18 protein-coding genes are annotated in these 18166 nt (G+C 45.9%); 7 read left to right on the top strand and 11 right to left on the bottom strand.

Going from position 1 to position 18166, the window contains the following annotated elements:
• Positions 1–56: 56 nt before the first annotated feature.
• The 3 genes from ribH to ACYVGR_RS18550 form a co-directional block, all read right to left on the bottom strand.
• Entirely contained in the window at positions 57–557 is a 501-nt protein-coding gene (gene ribH / locus ACYVGR_RS18560) for a 6,7-dimethyl-8-ribityllumazine synthase (RefSeq protein ID WP_460959353.1), read from the bottom strand.
• Positions 558–728: 171 nt separating this feature from the next.
• Positions 729–1424 (bottom strand): tetratricopeptide repeat protein, encoded by a 696-nt coding sequence (locus tag ACYVGR_RS18555; protein ID WP_460959351.1) that lies wholly within the window; start codon positions 1422–1424, stop codon positions 729–731.
• An 85-nt stretch (positions 1425–1509) separates the two neighbouring features.
• Complete coding sequence (locus tag ACYVGR_RS18550; RefSeq protein WP_182459657.1) at positions 1510–1734, bottom strand: DUF4926 domain-containing protein; 225 nt, start codon at positions 1732–1734, stop codon at positions 1510–1512.
• 266 nt (positions 1735–2000) lie between these two features.
• Here ACYVGR_RS18550 and ACYVGR_RS18545 point away from each other — a divergent pair, with 266 nt between their 5' ends.
• Positions 2001–4382 carry a TonB-dependent receptor gene (locus ACYVGR_RS18545; RefSeq protein ID WP_460959349.1) on the top strand — a complete coding sequence of 794 codons (2382 nt, stop codon included), beginning with the start codon at positions 2001–2003 and terminating at the stop codon, positions 4380–4382.
• Here the strand turns inward: ACYVGR_RS18545 and ACYVGR_RS18540 are convergent.
• Together ACYVGR_RS18540 and ACYVGR_RS18535 are read right to left on the bottom strand one after the other, a co-directional pair.
• Positions 4379–7045, bottom strand: a complete 2667-nt coding sequence (locus tag ACYVGR_RS18540) for a PQQ-dependent sugar dehydrogenase (protein WP_460959347.1) — start codon at positions 7043–7045, stop codon at positions 4379–4381. The genes ACYVGR_RS18545 and ACYVGR_RS18540 overlap by 4 nt on opposite strands.
• Before the next feature lie 24 nt (positions 7046–7069).
• On the bottom strand, positions 7070–8209 hold the full coding sequence (locus tag ACYVGR_RS18535; RefSeq protein ID WP_460959345.1) for a cystathionine gamma-synthase: 1140 nt from the start codon (positions 8207–8209) through the stop codon (positions 7070–7072).
• 86 nt (positions 8210–8295) lie between these two features.
• Between ACYVGR_RS18535 and ACYVGR_RS18530 the strand changes: the two genes are divergently transcribed.
• Positions 8296–8967 (top strand): TVP38/TMEM64 family protein, encoded by a 672-nt coding sequence (locus tag ACYVGR_RS18530; RefSeq protein WP_460959342.1) that lies wholly within the window; start codon positions 8296–8298, stop codon positions 8965–8967.
• 109 nt (positions 8968–9076) lie between these two features.
• Here ACYVGR_RS18530 and ACYVGR_RS18525 read toward each other — a convergent pair whose 3' ends face one another.
• Positions 9077–9895 carry an alpha/beta fold hydrolase gene (locus tag ACYVGR_RS18525; protein WP_460959340.1) on the bottom strand — a complete coding sequence of 273 codons (819 nt, stop codon included), beginning with the start codon at positions 9893–9895 and terminating at the stop codon, positions 9077–9079.
• Between the two features lie 31 nt (positions 9896–9926).
• On the opposite strand from ACYVGR_RS18525, the gene ACYVGR_RS18520 reads away from it, so the two are divergent.
• From ACYVGR_RS18520 to ACYVGR_RS18510, 3 genes are all read left to right on the top strand, one after another.
• Positions 9927–10382 carry a MaoC family dehydratase gene (locus ACYVGR_RS18520; protein ID WP_460959338.1) on the top strand — a complete coding sequence of 152 codons (456 nt, stop codon included), beginning with the start codon at positions 9927–9929 and terminating at the stop codon, positions 10380–10382.
• A 205-nt stretch (positions 10383–10587) separates the two neighbouring features.
• On the top strand, positions 10588–11757 hold the full coding sequence (locus ACYVGR_RS18515; protein WP_460959336.1) for an acyl-CoA dehydrogenase: 1170 nt from the start codon (positions 10588–10590) through the stop codon (positions 11755–11757).
• A 171-nt stretch (positions 11758–11928) separates the two neighbouring features.
• The gene (locus ACYVGR_RS18510; RefSeq protein WP_182459648.1) at positions 11929–12855 is read left to right on the top strand and encodes an AraC family transcriptional regulator; all 927 of its coding nucleotides are present in this window, start codon (positions 11929–11931) and stop codon (positions 12853–12855) included.
• 74 nt (positions 12856–12929) lie between these two features.
• Here ACYVGR_RS18510 and ACYVGR_RS18505 read toward each other — a convergent pair whose 3' ends face one another.
• The 5 genes from ACYVGR_RS18505 to ACYVGR_RS18485 form a co-directional block, all read right to left on the bottom strand.
• Positions 12930–13361 carry an energy transducer TonB gene (locus ACYVGR_RS18505; RefSeq protein ID WP_460959333.1) on the bottom strand — a complete coding sequence of 144 codons (432 nt, stop codon included), beginning with the start codon at positions 13359–13361 and terminating at the stop codon, positions 12930–12932.
• Between the two features lie 3 nt (positions 13362–13364).
• On the bottom strand, positions 13365–14174 hold the full coding sequence (locus tag ACYVGR_RS18500; protein WP_460959331.1) for a phosphoglycerol geranylgeranyltransferase: 810 nt from the start codon (positions 14172–14174) through the stop codon (positions 13365–13367).
• Positions 14095–14613: a hypothetical protein gene (locus ACYVGR_RS18495; RefSeq protein ID WP_460959329.1), complete on the bottom strand. Its 519-nt coding sequence runs from the start codon at positions 14611–14613 to the stop codon at positions 14095–14097. The genes ACYVGR_RS18500 and ACYVGR_RS18495 overlap by 80 nt, the downstream gene beginning before the upstream one ends.
• A gap of 83 nt (positions 14614–14696) precedes the next feature.
• Entirely contained in the window at positions 14697–15122 is a 426-nt protein-coding gene (locus tag ACYVGR_RS18490; protein WP_460959327.1) for a phage holin family protein, read from the bottom strand.
• Positions 15123–15332: 210 nt separating this feature from the next.
• Complete coding sequence (locus tag ACYVGR_RS18485; protein ID WP_182459643.1) at positions 15333–15719, bottom strand: TraR/DksA family transcriptional regulator; 387 nt, start codon at positions 15717–15719, stop codon at positions 15333–15335.
• Positions 15720–16052: 333 nt separating this feature from the next.
• Between ACYVGR_RS18485 and ACYVGR_RS18480 the strand changes: the two genes are divergently transcribed.
• Positions 16053–17327: a Glu/Leu/Phe/Val family dehydrogenase gene (locus tag ACYVGR_RS18480; protein ID WP_460959325.1), complete on the top strand. Its 1275-nt coding sequence runs from the start codon at positions 16053–16055 to the stop codon at positions 17325–17327.
• A gap of 99 nt (positions 17328–17426) precedes the next feature.
• Positions 17427–18092, top strand: a complete 666-nt coding sequence (locus ACYVGR_RS18475; RefSeq protein ID WP_460959323.1) for a phosphatidylserine decarboxylase family protein — start codon at positions 17427–17429, stop codon at positions 18090–18092.
• Positions 18093–18166 lie beyond the last annotated feature (74 nt).

Genomic DNA, 18166 nt, shown 5'->3' with positions numbered 1-18166 from the left:
GCGAATAGGAAAGGGCAGTACTAATCGCTCTTTCACTCATTCACTCTTTCACTCTTTTAAAACTTACTATATACCTGTTGTTGTAATCCAAGCATTTTGATCGCCGTGATAGCGGCTTCGTCGCCTTTGTTGCCGTGCTTTCCACCTGCCCGATCAAGCGCTTGTTGCTGATCATTAGGGGTTAAAACGCCAAAAATGACGGGTTTGCTTGTTTTCAGACTCACGTTTGTCAAGCCCTGTGCCACAGCGTGGTTTATGTAATCGTTATGTTTGGTTTCACCCTGGATTACACAACCAAGCGCAATTACCGCATCAATATCATCGCGCTGCGCGAACCATTGGGCGCCTAAACTCAACTCGTAGCTACCCGGCACATTGCCTCGGATAATGTTTTCGGCCTTTGCCCCGTGCTGAATCAGGATTTGATAAGCGCCTTCGAATAAGGCTTCAGTCACCTCTGTGTTCCACTCTGAAACCAGAATAGCAAACCGTCGAGCGCTAATATCAGGAAGTTCGTCTGTTGAAAAGACGCTTAGGTTTTTTAAGTCAGATGCCATTTTTTTTGTCATGCTGACGAAGGAAGCATCTTCGCGAAAAGCAATAAAGGTTATTATCTTTAAACCCAATTGACGAAGATGCTTCCTTCGTCAGCATGACAAAAGTCCAACAAAAAAGGACAAAACCGATGTCGGCTTTGTCCTTTGCAGTATTGATTTAGTCAAGTACGCTTACGACTCACCGACGGTTGCCTCAAGTACGGATTTGTACTTCTTAGCACTACCAACCTCAGCGGATTCAGCGTATTTTTCAATAATCTCGTTGTACGTCTCGATAGCTTTATCGTTCTGCTTAGCTTGCTCGTAAGCAACTGCTAGCTTCATAAGATAGCCAGGCGTAAAGTATTTGTTCGACTTATAATCAGCAGCCTTTCTATAATAGTCGGCAGCTTCGTCGAAGCTTTTCTTCTCCATATAAGCATCACCTATCAAGGCATAAGCACGCGCCTGCACTAACAGATCTGAAGAACTGAAGCTTTTCAAATGCTCAATGGCATCGTCGTATTTGCCTTCTTTCAGCAAACCAACGCCCGCATAAAATTCAGCCAGGTTACCACCTGGTGTAGAGCCATAATTATCAGCCACTGATAGCAAACCAGGAGATTTGCCATCGCCGTTCAAGGCTTTTTTCAGTGAGTCTGCTTCGAGTTGATAAACCGACGGAAACATTTCGACCTGCGCCGTTTCATCCTGGCTACCGATGTAAAAACGATATCCTACAAAACCAGCAACCAGCAGTACAATACCACCGAGAATACCGAGTACAATATTCTTGTTTTGCTGGAAGTAATCGCCAACATCCTCTAACTTTCCTTCTAATGCGTCTGGATCTTCCAGAAAATCCAGGCCACTATTCTTTTTGCTCATGCTTTTGCAATTTGGACTGCAAAATTAGAAATATTTATAATTGCGGAAAAGCGTAAGTCTCAAAAGTTTACGAATTCTGAGCTTCTTATTGCGATATATCGCGTACGGCCATAATTTCCGACGCCCGAACCTCCCGAATTTGGTGCGCTAACAAGGTTTCGATAGCTACAGCCTCGCCCGTTAAGGTGACAAATTCAACCTCAAACGCCTTTCCTCCATTATACACAGTTAAAATCGTGCCAACATCACCGGCTTTTAGCTGTCCGTCTGAAACATCTTCCTGCAAAACCACTAAATCAAACTCATTCATATCTACATAAATATGGTACGAACACTAGCTTTTAAGTACACAAACGACGGATTTTACCTCTTGTTTCGCAAATTAAATTAACTTTGCCCCGCTAATCTTAATAAGGGGTGCCCCAACACAACGGGCTGAGATTATACCCATTGAACCTGCGCGGGTAATGCCGCGAAGGGAAATGAATTCGCAGCTAGCAGCTGTGAATGTGTCCAAACAATTATCTCTAACCAAAGGTAGGTTTGGCCCCTTGCCTATCGTAACTGTTTTCAGTCGTGAAAAAAAGTACGACCTATCTTACAATTCTCGTAGCTCTACTGTGGCTATCAGCACTGCCTTCATGGGCTCAATTATCTATTTCTGGCACTGTCAGCGATGCCGATGGAGGTACATTACCTGGCGCAGCCATTACGCTTGATGGTACTTACAAAGGCACGTTTACAAACGCTTCAGGTGCTTTTCGGCTCACTGGCTTAAAACAGGGGCCTTTATCTTTACGCATATCCTTATTGGGGTATGAGCCTCAGAATCAAACAGTCGATCCAACGTTAACAACAAACCTTGCTATCAAATTAGTCAAAACGGCAGTGGCGGTCGATGAAGTGGTGGTTAGCGCCACGCGTGCCAATCAGAAATCGGCTATTGCGTATACAGATGTAACGCGTCGGGATTTAGACAAGCTGAATCTGGGACAGGATATACCTCAACTACTGAATTTTACCCCGTCGATTGTTACAACGTCGGATGCGGGTGCAGGCGTGGGGTATACAGGTATTCGTATCCGTGGGTCCGATGCCACACGGGTAAATGTTACGCTTAATGGGATTCCCTATAACGACGCCGAATCGCAGGGGACCTATTTTGTGGATATGCCTGACTTTGCTTCGTCGGTAAGCAGTATTCAGATTCAACGTGGGGTTGGTACCTCAACCAATGGAGCCGGAGCGTTTGGAGCCTCGGTTAACATTCAGACGAATAAACTCGAAACGAAGCCCTATGCCGAAGTGAATTTGTCAGGTGGATCGTTCGGGACGCGGAAAGCGAATGTATTGGCTGGTACGGGTTTATTAAATAACCATTTTACTGTAGACGCCCGCTTGTCAGGCATTCACTCCGATGGTTTTATTGATCGCGCTTTTTCGAATCTGAAATCGTTTTATCTGTCAGGCGGCTACTACTCGGATAGAAGCTTTGTGCGTTTAAATATCTTTTCGGGCACGGAGCAAACTTATCAGGCCTGGAATGGCGTGCCGGAAGATATTCTGAAGACGAACCGACGGTATAACTCGTTTACCTACGATAATCAGACGGACAATTATCAACAGGACAACTACCAGTTAATTAGCTCGTTCGGGTTAAGTAAAAGCTGGCGGTTGAATGCGTCTTTGTTTTATACCAAAGGCAAAGGTTATTATGAAGAACTAAAGCCGAATGATGCATTCAGCAAGTATAATCTGCCCAATGTAGTCATCGGGGATTCGGTGATAAAGAGTACGGATATTATTCGGCGGAAATGGTTGGATAATGATTTCTACGGCACCGTTTTCTCCCTCGATTACAACAGTTTCGGCAAACTGACCGCCAATTTCGGTGGAGGCTGGAACCAGTATCAGGGCGCCCACTTTGGGGAAATCATTTGGGCGCGCGTAGCCGGGAATACCAATATCCGGGACCATTACTACGACGACAATGCCATTAAAACCGATTTCAACTTTTATGCAAAGGCATTTTACCAATTCAGCAACCCATTGAGCGGTTTTCTGGATCTACAGGTTCGAACGGTTGGGTACTCATTCCTGGGCTTTAATAGCCAACTTCAGAACGTCCAGCAGAATGCCAACTTAACGTTCTTCAATCCGAAAGCGGGACTGACATACACCATTAGCGATCATAGTACAGTTTATGCTTCAGTAGGCGTCGGTCATCGAGAACCCAACCGCGACGATTACACCCAATCGACGCCCGAAAGCCGCCCGAAAGCCGAACAATTGATCGATTATGAAGCGGGTTATAAAGTTCAGTCAGAGGGATTGGCCTTTTCGGTCAATGGCTATTATATGAGCTACAAGAACCAGTTAGTACTATCTGGGCAGTTAAATGATGTTGGCGCTTATAATCGGGTGAATATCCCAGTAAGTTATCGTGCTGGTTTGGAGTTTGAAGTGGGCGCGCGCTTGGCGAGACAGCTTCGCTGGAATGTGAACGCTACGTTTAGCCGAAATAAGGTTAAGAATTTCACGGAGTACCTGGATAACTACGACACCGGCAATCAGGATAGCCGCCAGTATAGCCAGACCGATATTTCGTTTTCTCCCAATGTTATTGCCGGATCGCAGCTATTGTTCACGCCTGCCAAAGGGCTGGAATTGGGCTTACTCTCGAAATATGTAGGCAAGCAGTATCTGGATAATACATCCAATGAAAGCCGGAAATTAAATTCCTATTTCACGAACGATATCCGATTGATTTATACAATCAAGCCGAAATTCGCGAAGGAAATTGCGTTTACGCTGCTGTTCAACAACGTTCTGAACGAACTCTATGAGTCGAACGGCTACACCTACGCGTACATTTCAGAAGGCAAAGTCTTAGCCGACAACGCCTACTATCCACAAGCTGGGCGTAATTTCCTGGCTGGCGTACGGATGCGGTTTTAGTGTACTACTAATCGACGGTGCAAGGCTGGCTGGTTAGCAGGGCGTACAACAATCTGGTACAAGCCTGCTGGCCAGTCAGCTACCGAAATAGCGTACTCATTTATTCCGGTTACGAATCGAATAGGGCGTTCGTAGATACTACGGCCCAGCAGGTCAGTCACTTCCAGCTGGGCACTCCCAGGTATGAGCGCGGTATAACGAACGGTTGCCTGATCCTGAGCGGGTGATGGAAATACGATAAAGCTTCCTTCGGCTTCAGGGGTCGTAGCAGTAATGACTTGAGGGCTAAATAAGTACGGCTTACTGACAATCGCTTTCTCGAACTGATCGGAACCCCAAAAGAGCCGCGCCGTAGCATAGCCCCCATTTTCGATATAATCCATCTGAATATCGTATAGCTGCCCCGCCACTAAACTCGCCTGCCCCGACCATTGGCTGGAGGGTTGATACCCCCACTGGTCAATCAAAAGTTTTTTGTTCACCCAAAGGCGAACCCCATCGTCGGTTTCCGTGTAAAACGTATAGGTATCGGTAAGTGGAGCCTGAACTTTGCCTGTCCATCGAACCACAAAGTTATCGTTACCGATTAAGGTAGAAGGTGATCCCTGGCCCCAGTTAAAATCAACGGTATTATCAACGCGGGACACTGTGGGCGTTCCGGTAATTTCGCTGCTGTTGGTATAATACTCACCTAATAGGCCGTTTCCTTTGGGTGGTGCGATTGTCTCATAATTCATCGCCAGGTTAGGGCTTCCTGATGGCACCTCGTAGGTTATAAGCGGTGCATTTTGGTTATTTCCCCAGCCCAGAAATTTAAAGAAACCGTCGGAGGTAGCCAGATAGGGCTTGGTTTCAAGACTACGCAGCATTCCAACTACAGACTGAAACGTAAGATCAGCCAGATGGGGTTGCCCTTCCAGGTAGATTCGAACACCTGTCAGACTACTCCCAATCGTAACCGTAGCGATTTCGGGTTTCACATCTACATAAGTCTCATTGGTAAGCCCTGAAACATCGGTAACCAGCAAGTGTATCCGGTACCAGACTTCAGTAGAGGTTTCGCCCACACGAGGCACTCTGTATGTGCCGGTCGAGATACCGCTAACAGGATCAAGAGCGGGATGTGTGTGATCTTCGTGATGAAAGTTAATCCACCAGGTCAACTTGGCATTGGCTAATGGCTGTTGGCTGGCATTCAATGCGCTGCCCGCGAAGGTAATCAGATCACCAGCTCTATACGTCGTGTTGCTTACGGGCTGGCTGATAGAGGCAATCGGCCGCTGTGCCTGCACTACCCGCAGCGACATAGCCGCCGAGCTATCGGCCCCCAGTGCATTCGAGACGATACAGCTAAACGTAGCTCCATTATCGGCAACTGTCGGGCTAGTTAGGGTATATTGACTCTGATTGGCTCCCGAAATTACTTTCCCATCTCGGTACCAGGTATAAATCAATGGTTTCTGACCAACGGCTTCTACTTCAAACGTGACAGCTTCGCCCACTGGAACAAAGGCGCTTGATGACTGGCGGCTGATATAGGGCAAACCCGAATCGAAAAATGAGACTTTATACACCGAACCGTTCGTGCTTGAGGTGTTATCTTCCAAAGCACCTCCACCTTGCCCAGCTCGAGCCACGTAATAAAGATACCCGTCGGGACTAGTAGCCAGTGCAACAGGCCGATCAATACCCGATACGAACGTGTTGATTACCTGGCCAGTGGCCACGTCCAATGTCTTGATGGTTCCTCCGCAGTAATCAGCGAAAAACGCTCGTCCTTTGTATTCAGCAGGAAAACGAACAGTGGGTGGGTTATAAATCGCCAGACCCGCTACCGCACAGTCGGAATCGTGATTATAGGCATAAATTGGGTCTACGTAATTGCTGGGCGCATCCTGACTGGTTCGACGCCCTTCGATCAACGGCCAGCCATAATTACCTCCGGCTTGAACCACGTCGATTTCTTCGAACAAATCTCCTCCGACGTCGCCAACCAGTATTTGTCCGGAAACAGGGTTAATATCCATCGAAAATGGGTTCCGAAAACCCAGTGCATAAATAGCCTTGTACGGGGCCGCCAGTTGATTCGCGAACGGATTATCGGCGGGGAAGCTACCATCATCATTCAAGCGAAGTACTTTCCCTAACAGGCTATTTAAACTTTGGGCAGCAGTGGCATTAGAGCCATCCCCTACGGCCACGTATAATTTCCGATCTGGCCCAAACCGTAATACACCCGCATTATGAATTGTCCCAAGTAGTGGATCGAAGTCAAGTAGAGTTTTCTCACTTTTCGGGTCGGGAACACCACTAACTACCGTAAACCGGCTCAATCGGTTGTGTTCGGCCCCTTTTACGGTGTAGTAGACGTAGAGATAAGGCGTTCGCGGGAAATCGGGATGGAAGCATAGGCCCGATAAACCGCGCTCATTGTAGGTATCAACATTGGTCAGCGTCAGGAATGGGTCAGAGGCTAATACATCGTTGATAATTTCGCGGATGCTCCCGTCTTTATCAACCACAAACAACCGCCCATCTGGCGAAAAGGTGATCGTGGTAGGATTCAGGTTTCGGGCTACCTGCCGCTGCACAAACCCATCTGGCAGTTGAGCCAGCGCCGGGTTCAGAAGCGTAATTAGAACTAACGTAAAGATGAAGCGCATTCCCTCTGTGGTTAAAATCTATTCTCAGCCAATGGCCTGTTCCAGATCCTGAATCAAATCCTCAACGTCTTCAATACCAACGCTGAGTCGAATGAGCGTGTCTTTCAGGCCATTTTTAATCCGTTCCTCTTTAGGAATACTGGCGTGGGTCATGCTGGCCGGATGCGTACAAAGCGACTCCACACCACCCAGCGATTCGCCAAGGGAAAATACCTCGAAGCTTTCCATGACGCGCACGGCTTCGGGCATCGAATCGCCCTTAAGCTCAAACGACAGCATACCTCCGAAACCCCGCATTTGTTTTTTCGCCAGTTCATGGCCAATGTGCGACTCCAGACCCGGATAATAAACCTGGCTTACTTTAGGATGCTGCTGTAAATACGTTGCCACTTTCATTGCGTTCTCGCAATGCCGCTGCATCCGAATATGTAGCGTTTTGATGCCCCGTAATACCAGAAAGCAGTCTTGCGGCCCAGGTACAGCCCCGCAGGCATTTTGAATGAAGGCCAGCTTCTGGGCGGTTTCGTCATCGTTCAGGACAATAGCGCCCATAACGGTGTCGGAATGGCCACCCAGGTATTTCGTAACGGAGTGCATCACAATATCGGCACCCAGATCAAGCGGGTTTTGCAGATAGGGCGACGCAAACGTATTATCAACTACCAGCTTAATGTTGTGTGGTTTTGTAATGGCCGCAACAGCCGCAATGTCCACTAGCCGAAGCAACGGATTGGTTGGGGTTTCAATCCAGACCATTTTGGTTGCTGGCGTAATCAGTCCATCCAGATTAGCCGGATTCGAGAGATCGACGAATTTAAATTTCAGACCAAATTCCTGAAACACCCGAACCATAATTCGATAGGTGCCGCCGTATAAATCATTGCTGGTAATGATTTCATCACCAGGCTTAAATAGTTTCAAAATGGCATCCGTCGCACCAAGTCCCGACGAATAACAAATACCGTGTTTGCCATTTTCAAGCGCTGCGAGGTTATTTTGCAGCACCGTACGCGTTGGATTTTGGGTGCGGGCATATTCGTAGCCTTTATGCTTACCCGGCGACTCCTGAACATAAGTCGACGTTTGATAAATGGGCGTCATAATGGCACCCGTAGTAGGGTCCGGCTCAATACCGGCATGGATGGCTTTGGTTCCGAATTTCATGGTCAAAGGTAGCGAAGAATACAATGTAGAGCCGAGCCTATGGATAGGGTTTAAACCACAATCCCCATTTCCCCGTTTGATATAGTGTGAAGTTAACTATTTCTAAATCGTTTACCGGCCCGGCCCTTGCTGGTCTCGCCTTATCGGTAACCCCAATTGTATTTACCTCTATACTGACCTACTATTCCGTAGTTCATGAGGCTGCTATTGCCGGTTTTACAGCCTGGCAATGGGCGGGTATTACAATTGCCTGCGCCATTACATCAGCAGGCTTAACACCCCCAACCATGCTGGCGCTGATTTTCGGCTATTTTCTGGGATGGCAGGCCGTTTTGCCCCTGTTCGTTATCAATTTCGGCGGAATTCTGTTTATCAACCTGCTCGTCCGCTGGCTCGATCACGAGCGTTTTCTAGCCTTTATTCGGCGAAACCCAAAAGCTCAATCGGTGCTCGACCGAATTTTGAACAACGAGTTAGAAGTTATCTTTTTCGCGAAACTCTCCCCTATTTTACCTTTTGGTCTGACGAACCTGTTATTTGCGCTATCGGGAGCAAAGCTCAAAAATATTTTACTAGGCGGCTTTCTGGGAATGACTCCCCGAACAATACTGGCGATCTGGTCTGGTCATGAAGCTCATGAGATCAAAACGCTGTTGGAAAACCCCAACCAAAGTGCCTGGACCCAAATTGTGGTTATTGGCTTAATAGTCGTCTCTATTGCGGGGTTGTGGCAAGTTATTCAGCGGTCATTAAAGTAAGTGTGTTGGGTACTGCTTGGCGTCTGGCGCGGGTATTCACCCGTGCCTACACATAAATGCGAGCATATGCTCGCCATATTAAAAAGCACGAGTAAATACTCGCGCTAGGTCAAGGTATTGCCCCCTTTACTTTTAGCCCTTCTCCGGCCAACTCAATTAAATGATTGTGGCCTGTTTTTAAAACGGTGAGTTCGTAGTGCAGAAGGCGTTTTGTTAAAGGTAGAATGTAGGTACCCGGAACAATTCGATCGAAAGCACCCGTAAAAAAATGTACGTGGACTTTATGTTCATTCAATACCTGACCGATAACGGTCAGGTTTGGCTGAATCAGGCGAAACTGAGTCCAGCTTTTATACACTAATGCTCGTTGCTCAGGAGTACCCAATGAAATTTCGGCGAAGCGCATAACCGTTCGATTCAGCAAGCCAAGTCGGGTGAGCGTATGGCCAAAGGCCGTTAGCATCGACAAATGCCGGAGTACATAACGAAACAGCCTTCTTCCTACACTTGATCCTGTAGCCACCTGATACCACGGACTTCGCGTAATACCATCAGGCGCCAGCAAGAACAGTTGATCAAGCCGATCGGAAAACCCCTCAACAGTCGCTAAAACAAAACGACCACCCAGACTAAAGCCCATTAACGAAAATCGGTCGATGTGCTGCTCCTCCAGAAAGGCACCGATAAACCCTTGCCAGTCCGCTTTGGTCAGTAACTGGTCGCTCGTGTATTGACTCTTGCCATGAAAAAATAAATCAATCGCAAAAATGGTAAATTGATTACCCAGCGATGCTTCTAACGGTGTAAAAGCTAGGCTGCTCTGCCCAAAACCATGAAAGGCCAGCAAAACAGCCGGACCTGTCCCAAATTTTTGGTAAGCCATCACCTTGCCTTCGCGCTCAAACGTTTGAACAGTAGCCTCACTCATAGCCAGCAAAGTTGCAAAAACCCGAACACCCATGCTAACCTTCGCAAATCTGACCGACTTTTCAGCGCACACCGGGCAATCCCTCGGCACAACCGAATACATGACCATCACACAGGAAATGGTCAATCTCTTTGCAGAAGCCACCGGCGATCATCAGTGGATTCATACCGATCCCGAACGAGCGGCCAAACTATCGCCCTATAAAACGCCTATTGCGCACGGTTTCTTAACGTTATCACTGGCGCCCAAGCTAATGACAGAACTCTACCGAATTGACTCGGTGAAGATGGGCATCAACTACGGGTCCAATAAAGTTCGTTTTACAAACGCCGTTCCCGTTGGGAGCCAATTGCGAATGACCGCCCAATTACAGAGCGTAGAGGCCCAAAGCAAAGGCTTCCGGGTTATTACCGAATGTTTTTTTACTATAGAAGGAGAGCAAAAACCGGCTTGTATAGCGGAGCTAATTACACTCTTGTTCGAATAAATAGTATGCACGCATACCATTGTCCAACAATTTATTACCTTTACAATACTCACTGGTAGAACGCAGATTTTAATGATCAATATGATTTAGCCAAGATTTATAGAGGTGATATTTAATTAAGTTTTCATCTATAAAAATCATCACCATCATAAAAATCAGTGTTCTATTGCCAATCACAACAAACCTTTTAAACAACACAATTCAGATGGCAACGGCATCGCTGGAGTTACAGGGATTGAATTTTAATTTATCGGAAGAGCACCTGGCGGTAAAAGAGGCCGCCCGCGATTTCGCCCAGAATGAGTTATTACCTGGTATTGTCGAGCGTGACAATGAAGCCCGCTTCCCAGCCGAACAGGTCAAAAAAATGGGCGAACTGGGTTTTCTGGGCATGATGGTTTCGCCCGAGTACGGAGGTGGCGGTATGGATACGGTTTCGTACGTGCTGGCCATGGAAGAAATCTCCAAAGTCGATGCCTCGGCTTCGGTAGTTATGTCGGTCAATAACTCGCTGGTCTGTTATGGGCTCGAAGCCTATGGAACCGAGGAGCAAAAGCAAAAATATTTAACCCGATTAGCCACAGGCGAAACCTTAGGCGCGTTTTGCCTGTCAGAACCCGAAGCTGGCTCTGATGCTACTTCACAAGCCACCACCGCCGAAGATAAAGGGGATTATTATTTGGTAAACGGGACTAAAAACTGGATTACGAATGGTAACTCATCCGGTATTTGCTTAGTCATCGCCCAAACGGATCGGGAGAAAAAACATCGGGGCATCAATTGCCTGATTGTCGAGAAAGGTACTACCGGCTTTGTCGTCGGCAAAAAAGAAGATAAAATGGGAATTCGAGCCTCAGATACGCATTCCTTGTTGTTTACGGATGTAAAAATACCTAAAGAAAATCGTATCGGAGAAGACGGTTTCGGTTTCAAGTTTGCTATGTCCACCCTGAACGGAGGCCGGATAGGTATTGCCGCCCAAGCCCTGGGTATTGCTGCTGGCGCCTATGAGTTGGCTCTGAAATATAGTCAGGAACGAAAATCGTTTGGTAAGCAAATCTTTGAACATCAGGCTATTCAATTCAAATTAGCGGAGATGGCGACTAAAATTGAGGCCGCTCGCTTACTGGTTTATAAGGCCGCCCGGCTTAAAGATGAGCATAAAGACTACATACAGGCCGCAGCAATGGCCAAGTTATTTGCCTCAGAAATAGCTATGTGGGCCACTACCGAAGCCGTACAAATTCACGGCGGTTATGGCTACGTAAAAGAATTTCATGTGGAGCGATTAATGCGCGATGCCAAAATCACGCAGATTTACGAGGGTACATCTGAAATCCAAAAACTAGTGATAGCCCGGGAGCTTATTCGATAGGGTATTTCTCCTTAAAATAGAATTTTTCTTACTCTATAATGCGTGTTCAAAGCGAATACGCATTATTTTTTTTATTTTTTGGAAACTTTTATAGTTGTATTAGTTTTGTACAAATTATTAGTTTTGTGCAACTTTGTGCAAACCTATGTTTACGGAACACTCCATTCAGCTATGGAAGACTATAATAAAATTATCGAATCGCTGGGCGTAAAGTTTATTAAGGCCCGCAACATTCGGATTTTGCAACCGATCACCATTAAAAACTTCTACGATGTTGAAAATACATTGTTGATTTTATATAGTGGTGAAGTATCGATCGGCGATGAAAAAATAAAGGTGGAAGTTGGTGATATGCTCTTCATTCCGGGCGGTAAACATGTTACCGTTACCTATGGCGATCCAACAAATCCGAAAACCGTCTCGAACGAAGAGTTCATGACGCATCGCGAATCGTACTGGGAAGGTAACCATGACCCAAAATTGATTGGGCATTTACCGAACTCATTCGGCTATGTATCGTTCGAGGCAAAGGTATTCGATTCGGTTAACTTCTTCAACTCACTTGATGTCCCGCCTTTCATTATTAAGCGGGAAGAACATTTAGCCATTACCATCGACCAGATTCTGGCCGAGGAAATGACCGATCTGGCCGGTAAAGGCCGGATCATCAAGATTAAAACTGAAGAAATCGTTATCGAGGTTGTTCGGTACATTCTGAAGAACCACCTGTTTGTTGAGCAATTGGTAACGAACAGCACGTACTTTAAAGACCCTCGCCTGATCGACATCTTTGCTTATATCAAAGAAAATCTGGGTGGTGATCTTTCGAACAAAGTATTGGCTAACGTAGCTAACGTTTCGGAAGATTATGTGGGGCAGTATTTCAAAATGCTGACCGGTATTAATCCACAGGATTATATCGAATATCAGCGAATGGAAGCGGCTGTTGGTCTTCTACGAACAAGTAAGAAGAGCATTCGGGCTATTGGTGCCGAAGTTGGCTATAAAGATACTGCTTACTTCTGCCGACGCTTTAAGATGATGTTTGGCATTCCAGCTGGCAAAATGCGCCGTCGGGAATCGCTGATGAATGTATAAAAAGAGGGAGAAAGGAGAAGAGGGTGGAAAGGACTGTAATTATTTTCCTTTCTACCCTCTCCTCCTTTCTCCCTTTAATGTACGTTTACCTCAATTGGTAACGTGTAAAACACGGGGACACGCTTACCAGCCACTTGACCGGGCTCCCAACGGGGCATTTTCTCGACCGCAGTAATAATACTCGCCATAAAATCTTCCATCCCCTTTTGTGTTTTTTTGTCGAGAGCTTTTGTCACTACGCGCACATCGTGTACATAGCCTAACTCATCGACAATAAATTTGGCAGCTACCTGTCCCGTATTGTAATTTTTGCGCACCAATACCCCCGGTACCTTTATATTTTCGGCCAGATAGAGGCTCAAAGCAGGTTTCCCACCCGGAAACTCAGGCTGCTGCTCAGGTACGGTATAAACCTTTTGGTTTTGAGCCTGTGCCGTTGACCAAACTGATGGTGCTATATAAACCGTGCCAGTCAAACACAGTGCTGCAAGAATAAAACGTTTCATGAATTAAGCGCGTACATCTAATTGATTAAACTCTCGCACTACAGTTGATAATTGCGGCAACAGATCGGGGTCTTGCTCGATACCATTTCCAACAACAATCATATCGGCGCCAGCTTTTAAAGCCTGATAAGCCTTTTCTCCTGAATTAATACCTCCGCCAACGATAACTGGCAAATCAACCACCGCTCGAACGGCAGCAATCATTTCAGGCGACACAGGCCGACGTGCTCCACTACCCGCATCCAGATACATAAGTTGTAAACCCAGCATTTCGCCAGCCATCGCTGTACAAGCTGCCACGCCCGGTTTATCGTGAGGTAATGGCATTGTTCCGCTTATATATGATACGGTTGTTTGCGTACCACTATCGACCACCATATAGCCTGTGGGGAGAATTTCAAGGCCACTTTTTTTAAGCAAAGGGGCCGCAATAACATGTTGCCCAATTAAAAACTCCGGATTTCGGCCTGAAATCAACGACAGGAATAGGATAGCATCGGCCGACGGTTCAATGTGAAGCGGATTTCCTGGAAACAGGATAACAGGTATGTTGGTATACTCACGAATGACCGAAACCAATTCTTTGTGCAGATAATCGGTCACTAAACTTCCACCAACCAGAAAAAAGTCGATGGGGTACTCAGCTGTTCGGGAAAGTAAGGTAACTAAAGCGTTCTGCTCGATTTTATCGGGGTCGAGCAGAACGCCAATCGCCTTTTGGCCAGACAGCCTATTATTGCGCAGTGTAGTCAACAGGCTCGGTCGGAGCCCGTTCGTGATATTGTGTTGGTTCGGCAGTTGGATTGATGGCATTATTTGTACGGATGCGGGCTAAAAATCCAGTTAGCTGCTCGCGAGCGATATTTGTTAATACAGAGGTGATAATCCCTCCAATTAATCCGCTCGCAGCTGCCGACTTACTTACTTTATTTGCTTGCTGCCGGATAACTTTATGAGTCGACGGTTGCCCATGCTCCTCATCATCGTCATAATCCTCATCATCAAATTCGTCTGGTTCGCCATATTTCTCAGCGTACCGGTACTCATCAGACTTCGGCAGAATAGCATTAACCACCAAATATACGGCTAAAGCGGCACCCGCGACAAATACAGCTGATTTCCCAACCTCGGTTGCATCTTCTTTTATCGACTCAACCCCATCGTTGATTGATGATTTAAATCGCTCAGTAGCAGCCATCAATTGCGCCCGACGGGCAGTTGTGTCAGCAAATAACACTTTAGGATCTTCCATTTTAGTTATAGTAAATGTGTACAGGAGCTACACTTTATCGAATTAATTGTTTGTTTATCAGAAGCTTGACGAGATTTCCCAGTTTAATTGGGAAAACGATTTGAGTCATTTAACGACGAACGAGTTTGCGCCATCAACTCCTCAACTGCTTCTGTTTTTTCCTCTTTTTTCTTCTCCTGGCTCTTTTTAATAGCGCTATAAGCCGCCACACGAATTTTTGCTTTAAAGAAATCTTTAGCAGCTAGCCAGAAAATAGTCATTACCAGGAAAAAACCAGCCACAATCAAAAAGCCCAGATACTTACTGTCTGTTAGCTGATTTATGTAAGCCGCGAGTAAAATAAACAGGAATATAAGCGTCATTGTACTGAGCAGCGCCAGTACGATACCATGTATTCCAACAACAACTCCTTCTTCTAGTTTACCCCGACTTTCTAATGTAAACAGCTCGATACGGGCTTCCAGATAACGGAATATATTCTCCCGAATTTCTTCCAGATGTTCCAACATGGTCGTTAATAATTAATTATGCTCTCCGGTATTTACAAATAACCGCTCAATTTGTTCAAAAAACCGATAAAAATAAAAACAGCTTCGGCACACTAGGTGCCGAAGCTGTTTCGATACTGCTATTAATCATGAATCAGACCTTACCAAGATCTGATAATGCTAAAGATCAATGTTCTCTATCATTTACTTAATTGTCTCATAAACAGCCAATTATCGTGACTGACGCAATTTGGCCTCAATCGTTTGTTGGGTGTGTGGAACCGCCCGTAAGCGCTCTTTTGGAATCAATTTGCCCGTATCCTTACAAATACCATAGGTTCCGTTTTTAATTCGGACCATAGCAGCGTCTAATTGCTGAATAAACTTCTGCAACCGAGCAGCTAACTGGCTCAAATTTTCACGTTCGCTGGTATCGGCACCATCTTCGAGCAGTTTAGAGTTACCTGATGTGTTATCGGTACCACTGTCGTTCCGTTTGCTAAGCGTTTCTTTAATATAATTTAACTCACTCCGGGTTGCGTCGAGCTTCTGACTAATCAGTACTTCAAACTCTTTCAGCTCTTCCTCAGAATACCGTTTTTTCTCGTCCATAACCATAGCTAAATCCTACGTTAGATGGTGTGCTCTGTTTCAGCCACAAAATTAATGTTTTGTATCCGGTATTTCAATGATTCGTCTAATATTGATCGTTTTTTTCTGAAATTTTATCAAATTGATATTAGAACGTTTCTCAAACTAATCTTTGGTCCTGTCTTTCTGTTGATACAGAACCCTTTGGTCAAAAAAAGAATTTGTGATGAATCATTTGGTTTATTAACATTATATTAATCTTAGAAAAAATATACCTTTCACAACATAGGCTATGATTTATTAAGTTTGTGGGACACTTCATCATCAAATTTGTTTTAAAACTGAAGTTAATCTTACGTCATGGGATATATTGAACCAGCCCCAATAAAAGATAAAGAGAATCCACTCGAATCAATGATGTCGCGCTTCGATGCTGCGGCCAAATTAGTGGGCATTTCAGATGAAATGTACGATATCTTAAAAGTGCCAGCCCGGCAGGTCATTGTAGGCTTACCGGTTACAATGGATAATGGCACAATAAAAGTGTTTGAAGGCTACCGGGTTATTCATTCCAACATTCTTGGACCTGCCAAAGGGGGCATCCGTCTCGATCCAGCTGTAAACCTCGATGAGGTACGTGCGCTGGCAGCCTGGATGACCTGGAAATGCGCCGTTGTCGACATTCCGTATGGAGGTGCCAAAGGTGGTATTGCCTGCAACCCGCGCGAAATGTCGGCGGGCGAAATTGAACGACTCATTCGACAATATACGGTCGCTATGCTCGATGTTATTGGACCAGATCGTGATATTCCAGCGCCCGATATGGGGACTGGCCCTCGTGAAATGGCCTGGATCGTGGATGAATATTCAAAAGCGAAAGGAATGACCGTTAATAATGTGGTAACGGGCAAGCCGCTTGTACTGGGTGGTTCATTGGGCCGTACTGAGGCAACTGGTCGTGGAGTTACGGTAGCAGCTTTATCGGCGATGGATAAACTACGCATGAACCCATATCGAGCCACTGCGGCTGTTCAAGGCTTTGGTAATGTTGGTTCATTTGCCGCCGAATTACTCCATGAACGTGGGGTAACAGTAGTGGCCGTAAGTGATATCTCAGGAGGGTATTACAACAAAGGTGGTATCGACATCACGGCAGCGGTTAATTATCGTAACTCGAATAAAGGAACCTTAGAAGGTTTTGGCGGAGCGGAACCCATCTCGAATGAAGAACTACTTTCGCTGGCGGTCGATGTATTAGTCCCTGCTGCGAAGGAAGATGTCATTACGGAAGACAATGCAGCTTCTATTCAGGCTAAAATGATTGTAGAAGGCGCCAATGGACCCACATCGGCCAGTGCCGACGAGATTATCAACAGCAAAGGCATATTAGTTGTACCTGATATTCTTGCCAATGCCGGTGGGGTTACAGTCTCCTATTTTGAATGGGTACAAAACCGGATCGGTTACAAATGGACACTAGACCGGATCAATCGCCGGGCAGACCGTGTTATGAAGGATGCTTTTGATCGTGTATTTGAAACCTCGCAACGATATCAGGTGCCGCTCCGTCTGGCGGCTTACATTGTTGCGATCGATAAAGTAGCAAGCACCTATAAATACCGTGGCGGCTATTGATTTAGTTTAAAATGTATGATGTATACGGTATGATGTATAATTTTGCCCGAACTTGATACATTAAGAATACATCATACATTATATATCACACATCTTTCTATGCGCTTACATCGTGAAGGCAATACAATAATGCTTACTACAGGTCTGGTTTTACTAGCCCTGAATTTGCTCGCCTATTTCTACCTGTTTTCTGACAGCCCAACAGCAACGACCTTATTGGCCGTAGTAAGTCTGGTTCTGTTTATACTGGTTGTGCAGTTTTTCCGGATTCCAAACCGGCAACTCACGCTGGGCGACACGCAGGTGATTGCTCCTGCCGATGGCAAAGTTGTGGTTATTGAAGAAACCACCGAAGGCGAGTACTTTAAAGATCGTCGGCGGCAGGTATCCATCTTCATGTCTCCCCTCAACGTGCACGTTAACCGTAATCCGGTATCAGGCATTGTACGCTATTTCAAGTACTTTCCGGGCAAATATCTGGTGGCCTGGCATCCAAAATCAAGCACAGAAAACGAGCGCACGACGATCGTCATTGAAACCGCAAGCGGTGTACAAGTACTTTTTCGTCAGATTGCGGGTGCGGTTGCCCGTCGAATTATCTGGTACGTGAAAGAGGGACAACCCGTAAAACAGGGCGATGAGTTTGGCTTTATAAAATTCGGTTCGCGGGTGGATGTATTCCTGCCTTTAGATGCTGAAATTAAGGCTAAAATCGGCGACGTTACCAAAGGGGGCGTCACGGTTATCGCCGAGTTGAAAAGTTAAGTTTGCTGTTCAAGGTTTCATGTTCCATGTTTAAAGTTGACTACGATAAACATGGAACATGAAACCTTGAACTT

The organism is Spirosoma litoris, from assembly GCF_054776755.1.
Note: the sequence above shows the minus strand (reverse complement) of the source record. Positions and strands in the feature narration are given on the sequence as shown.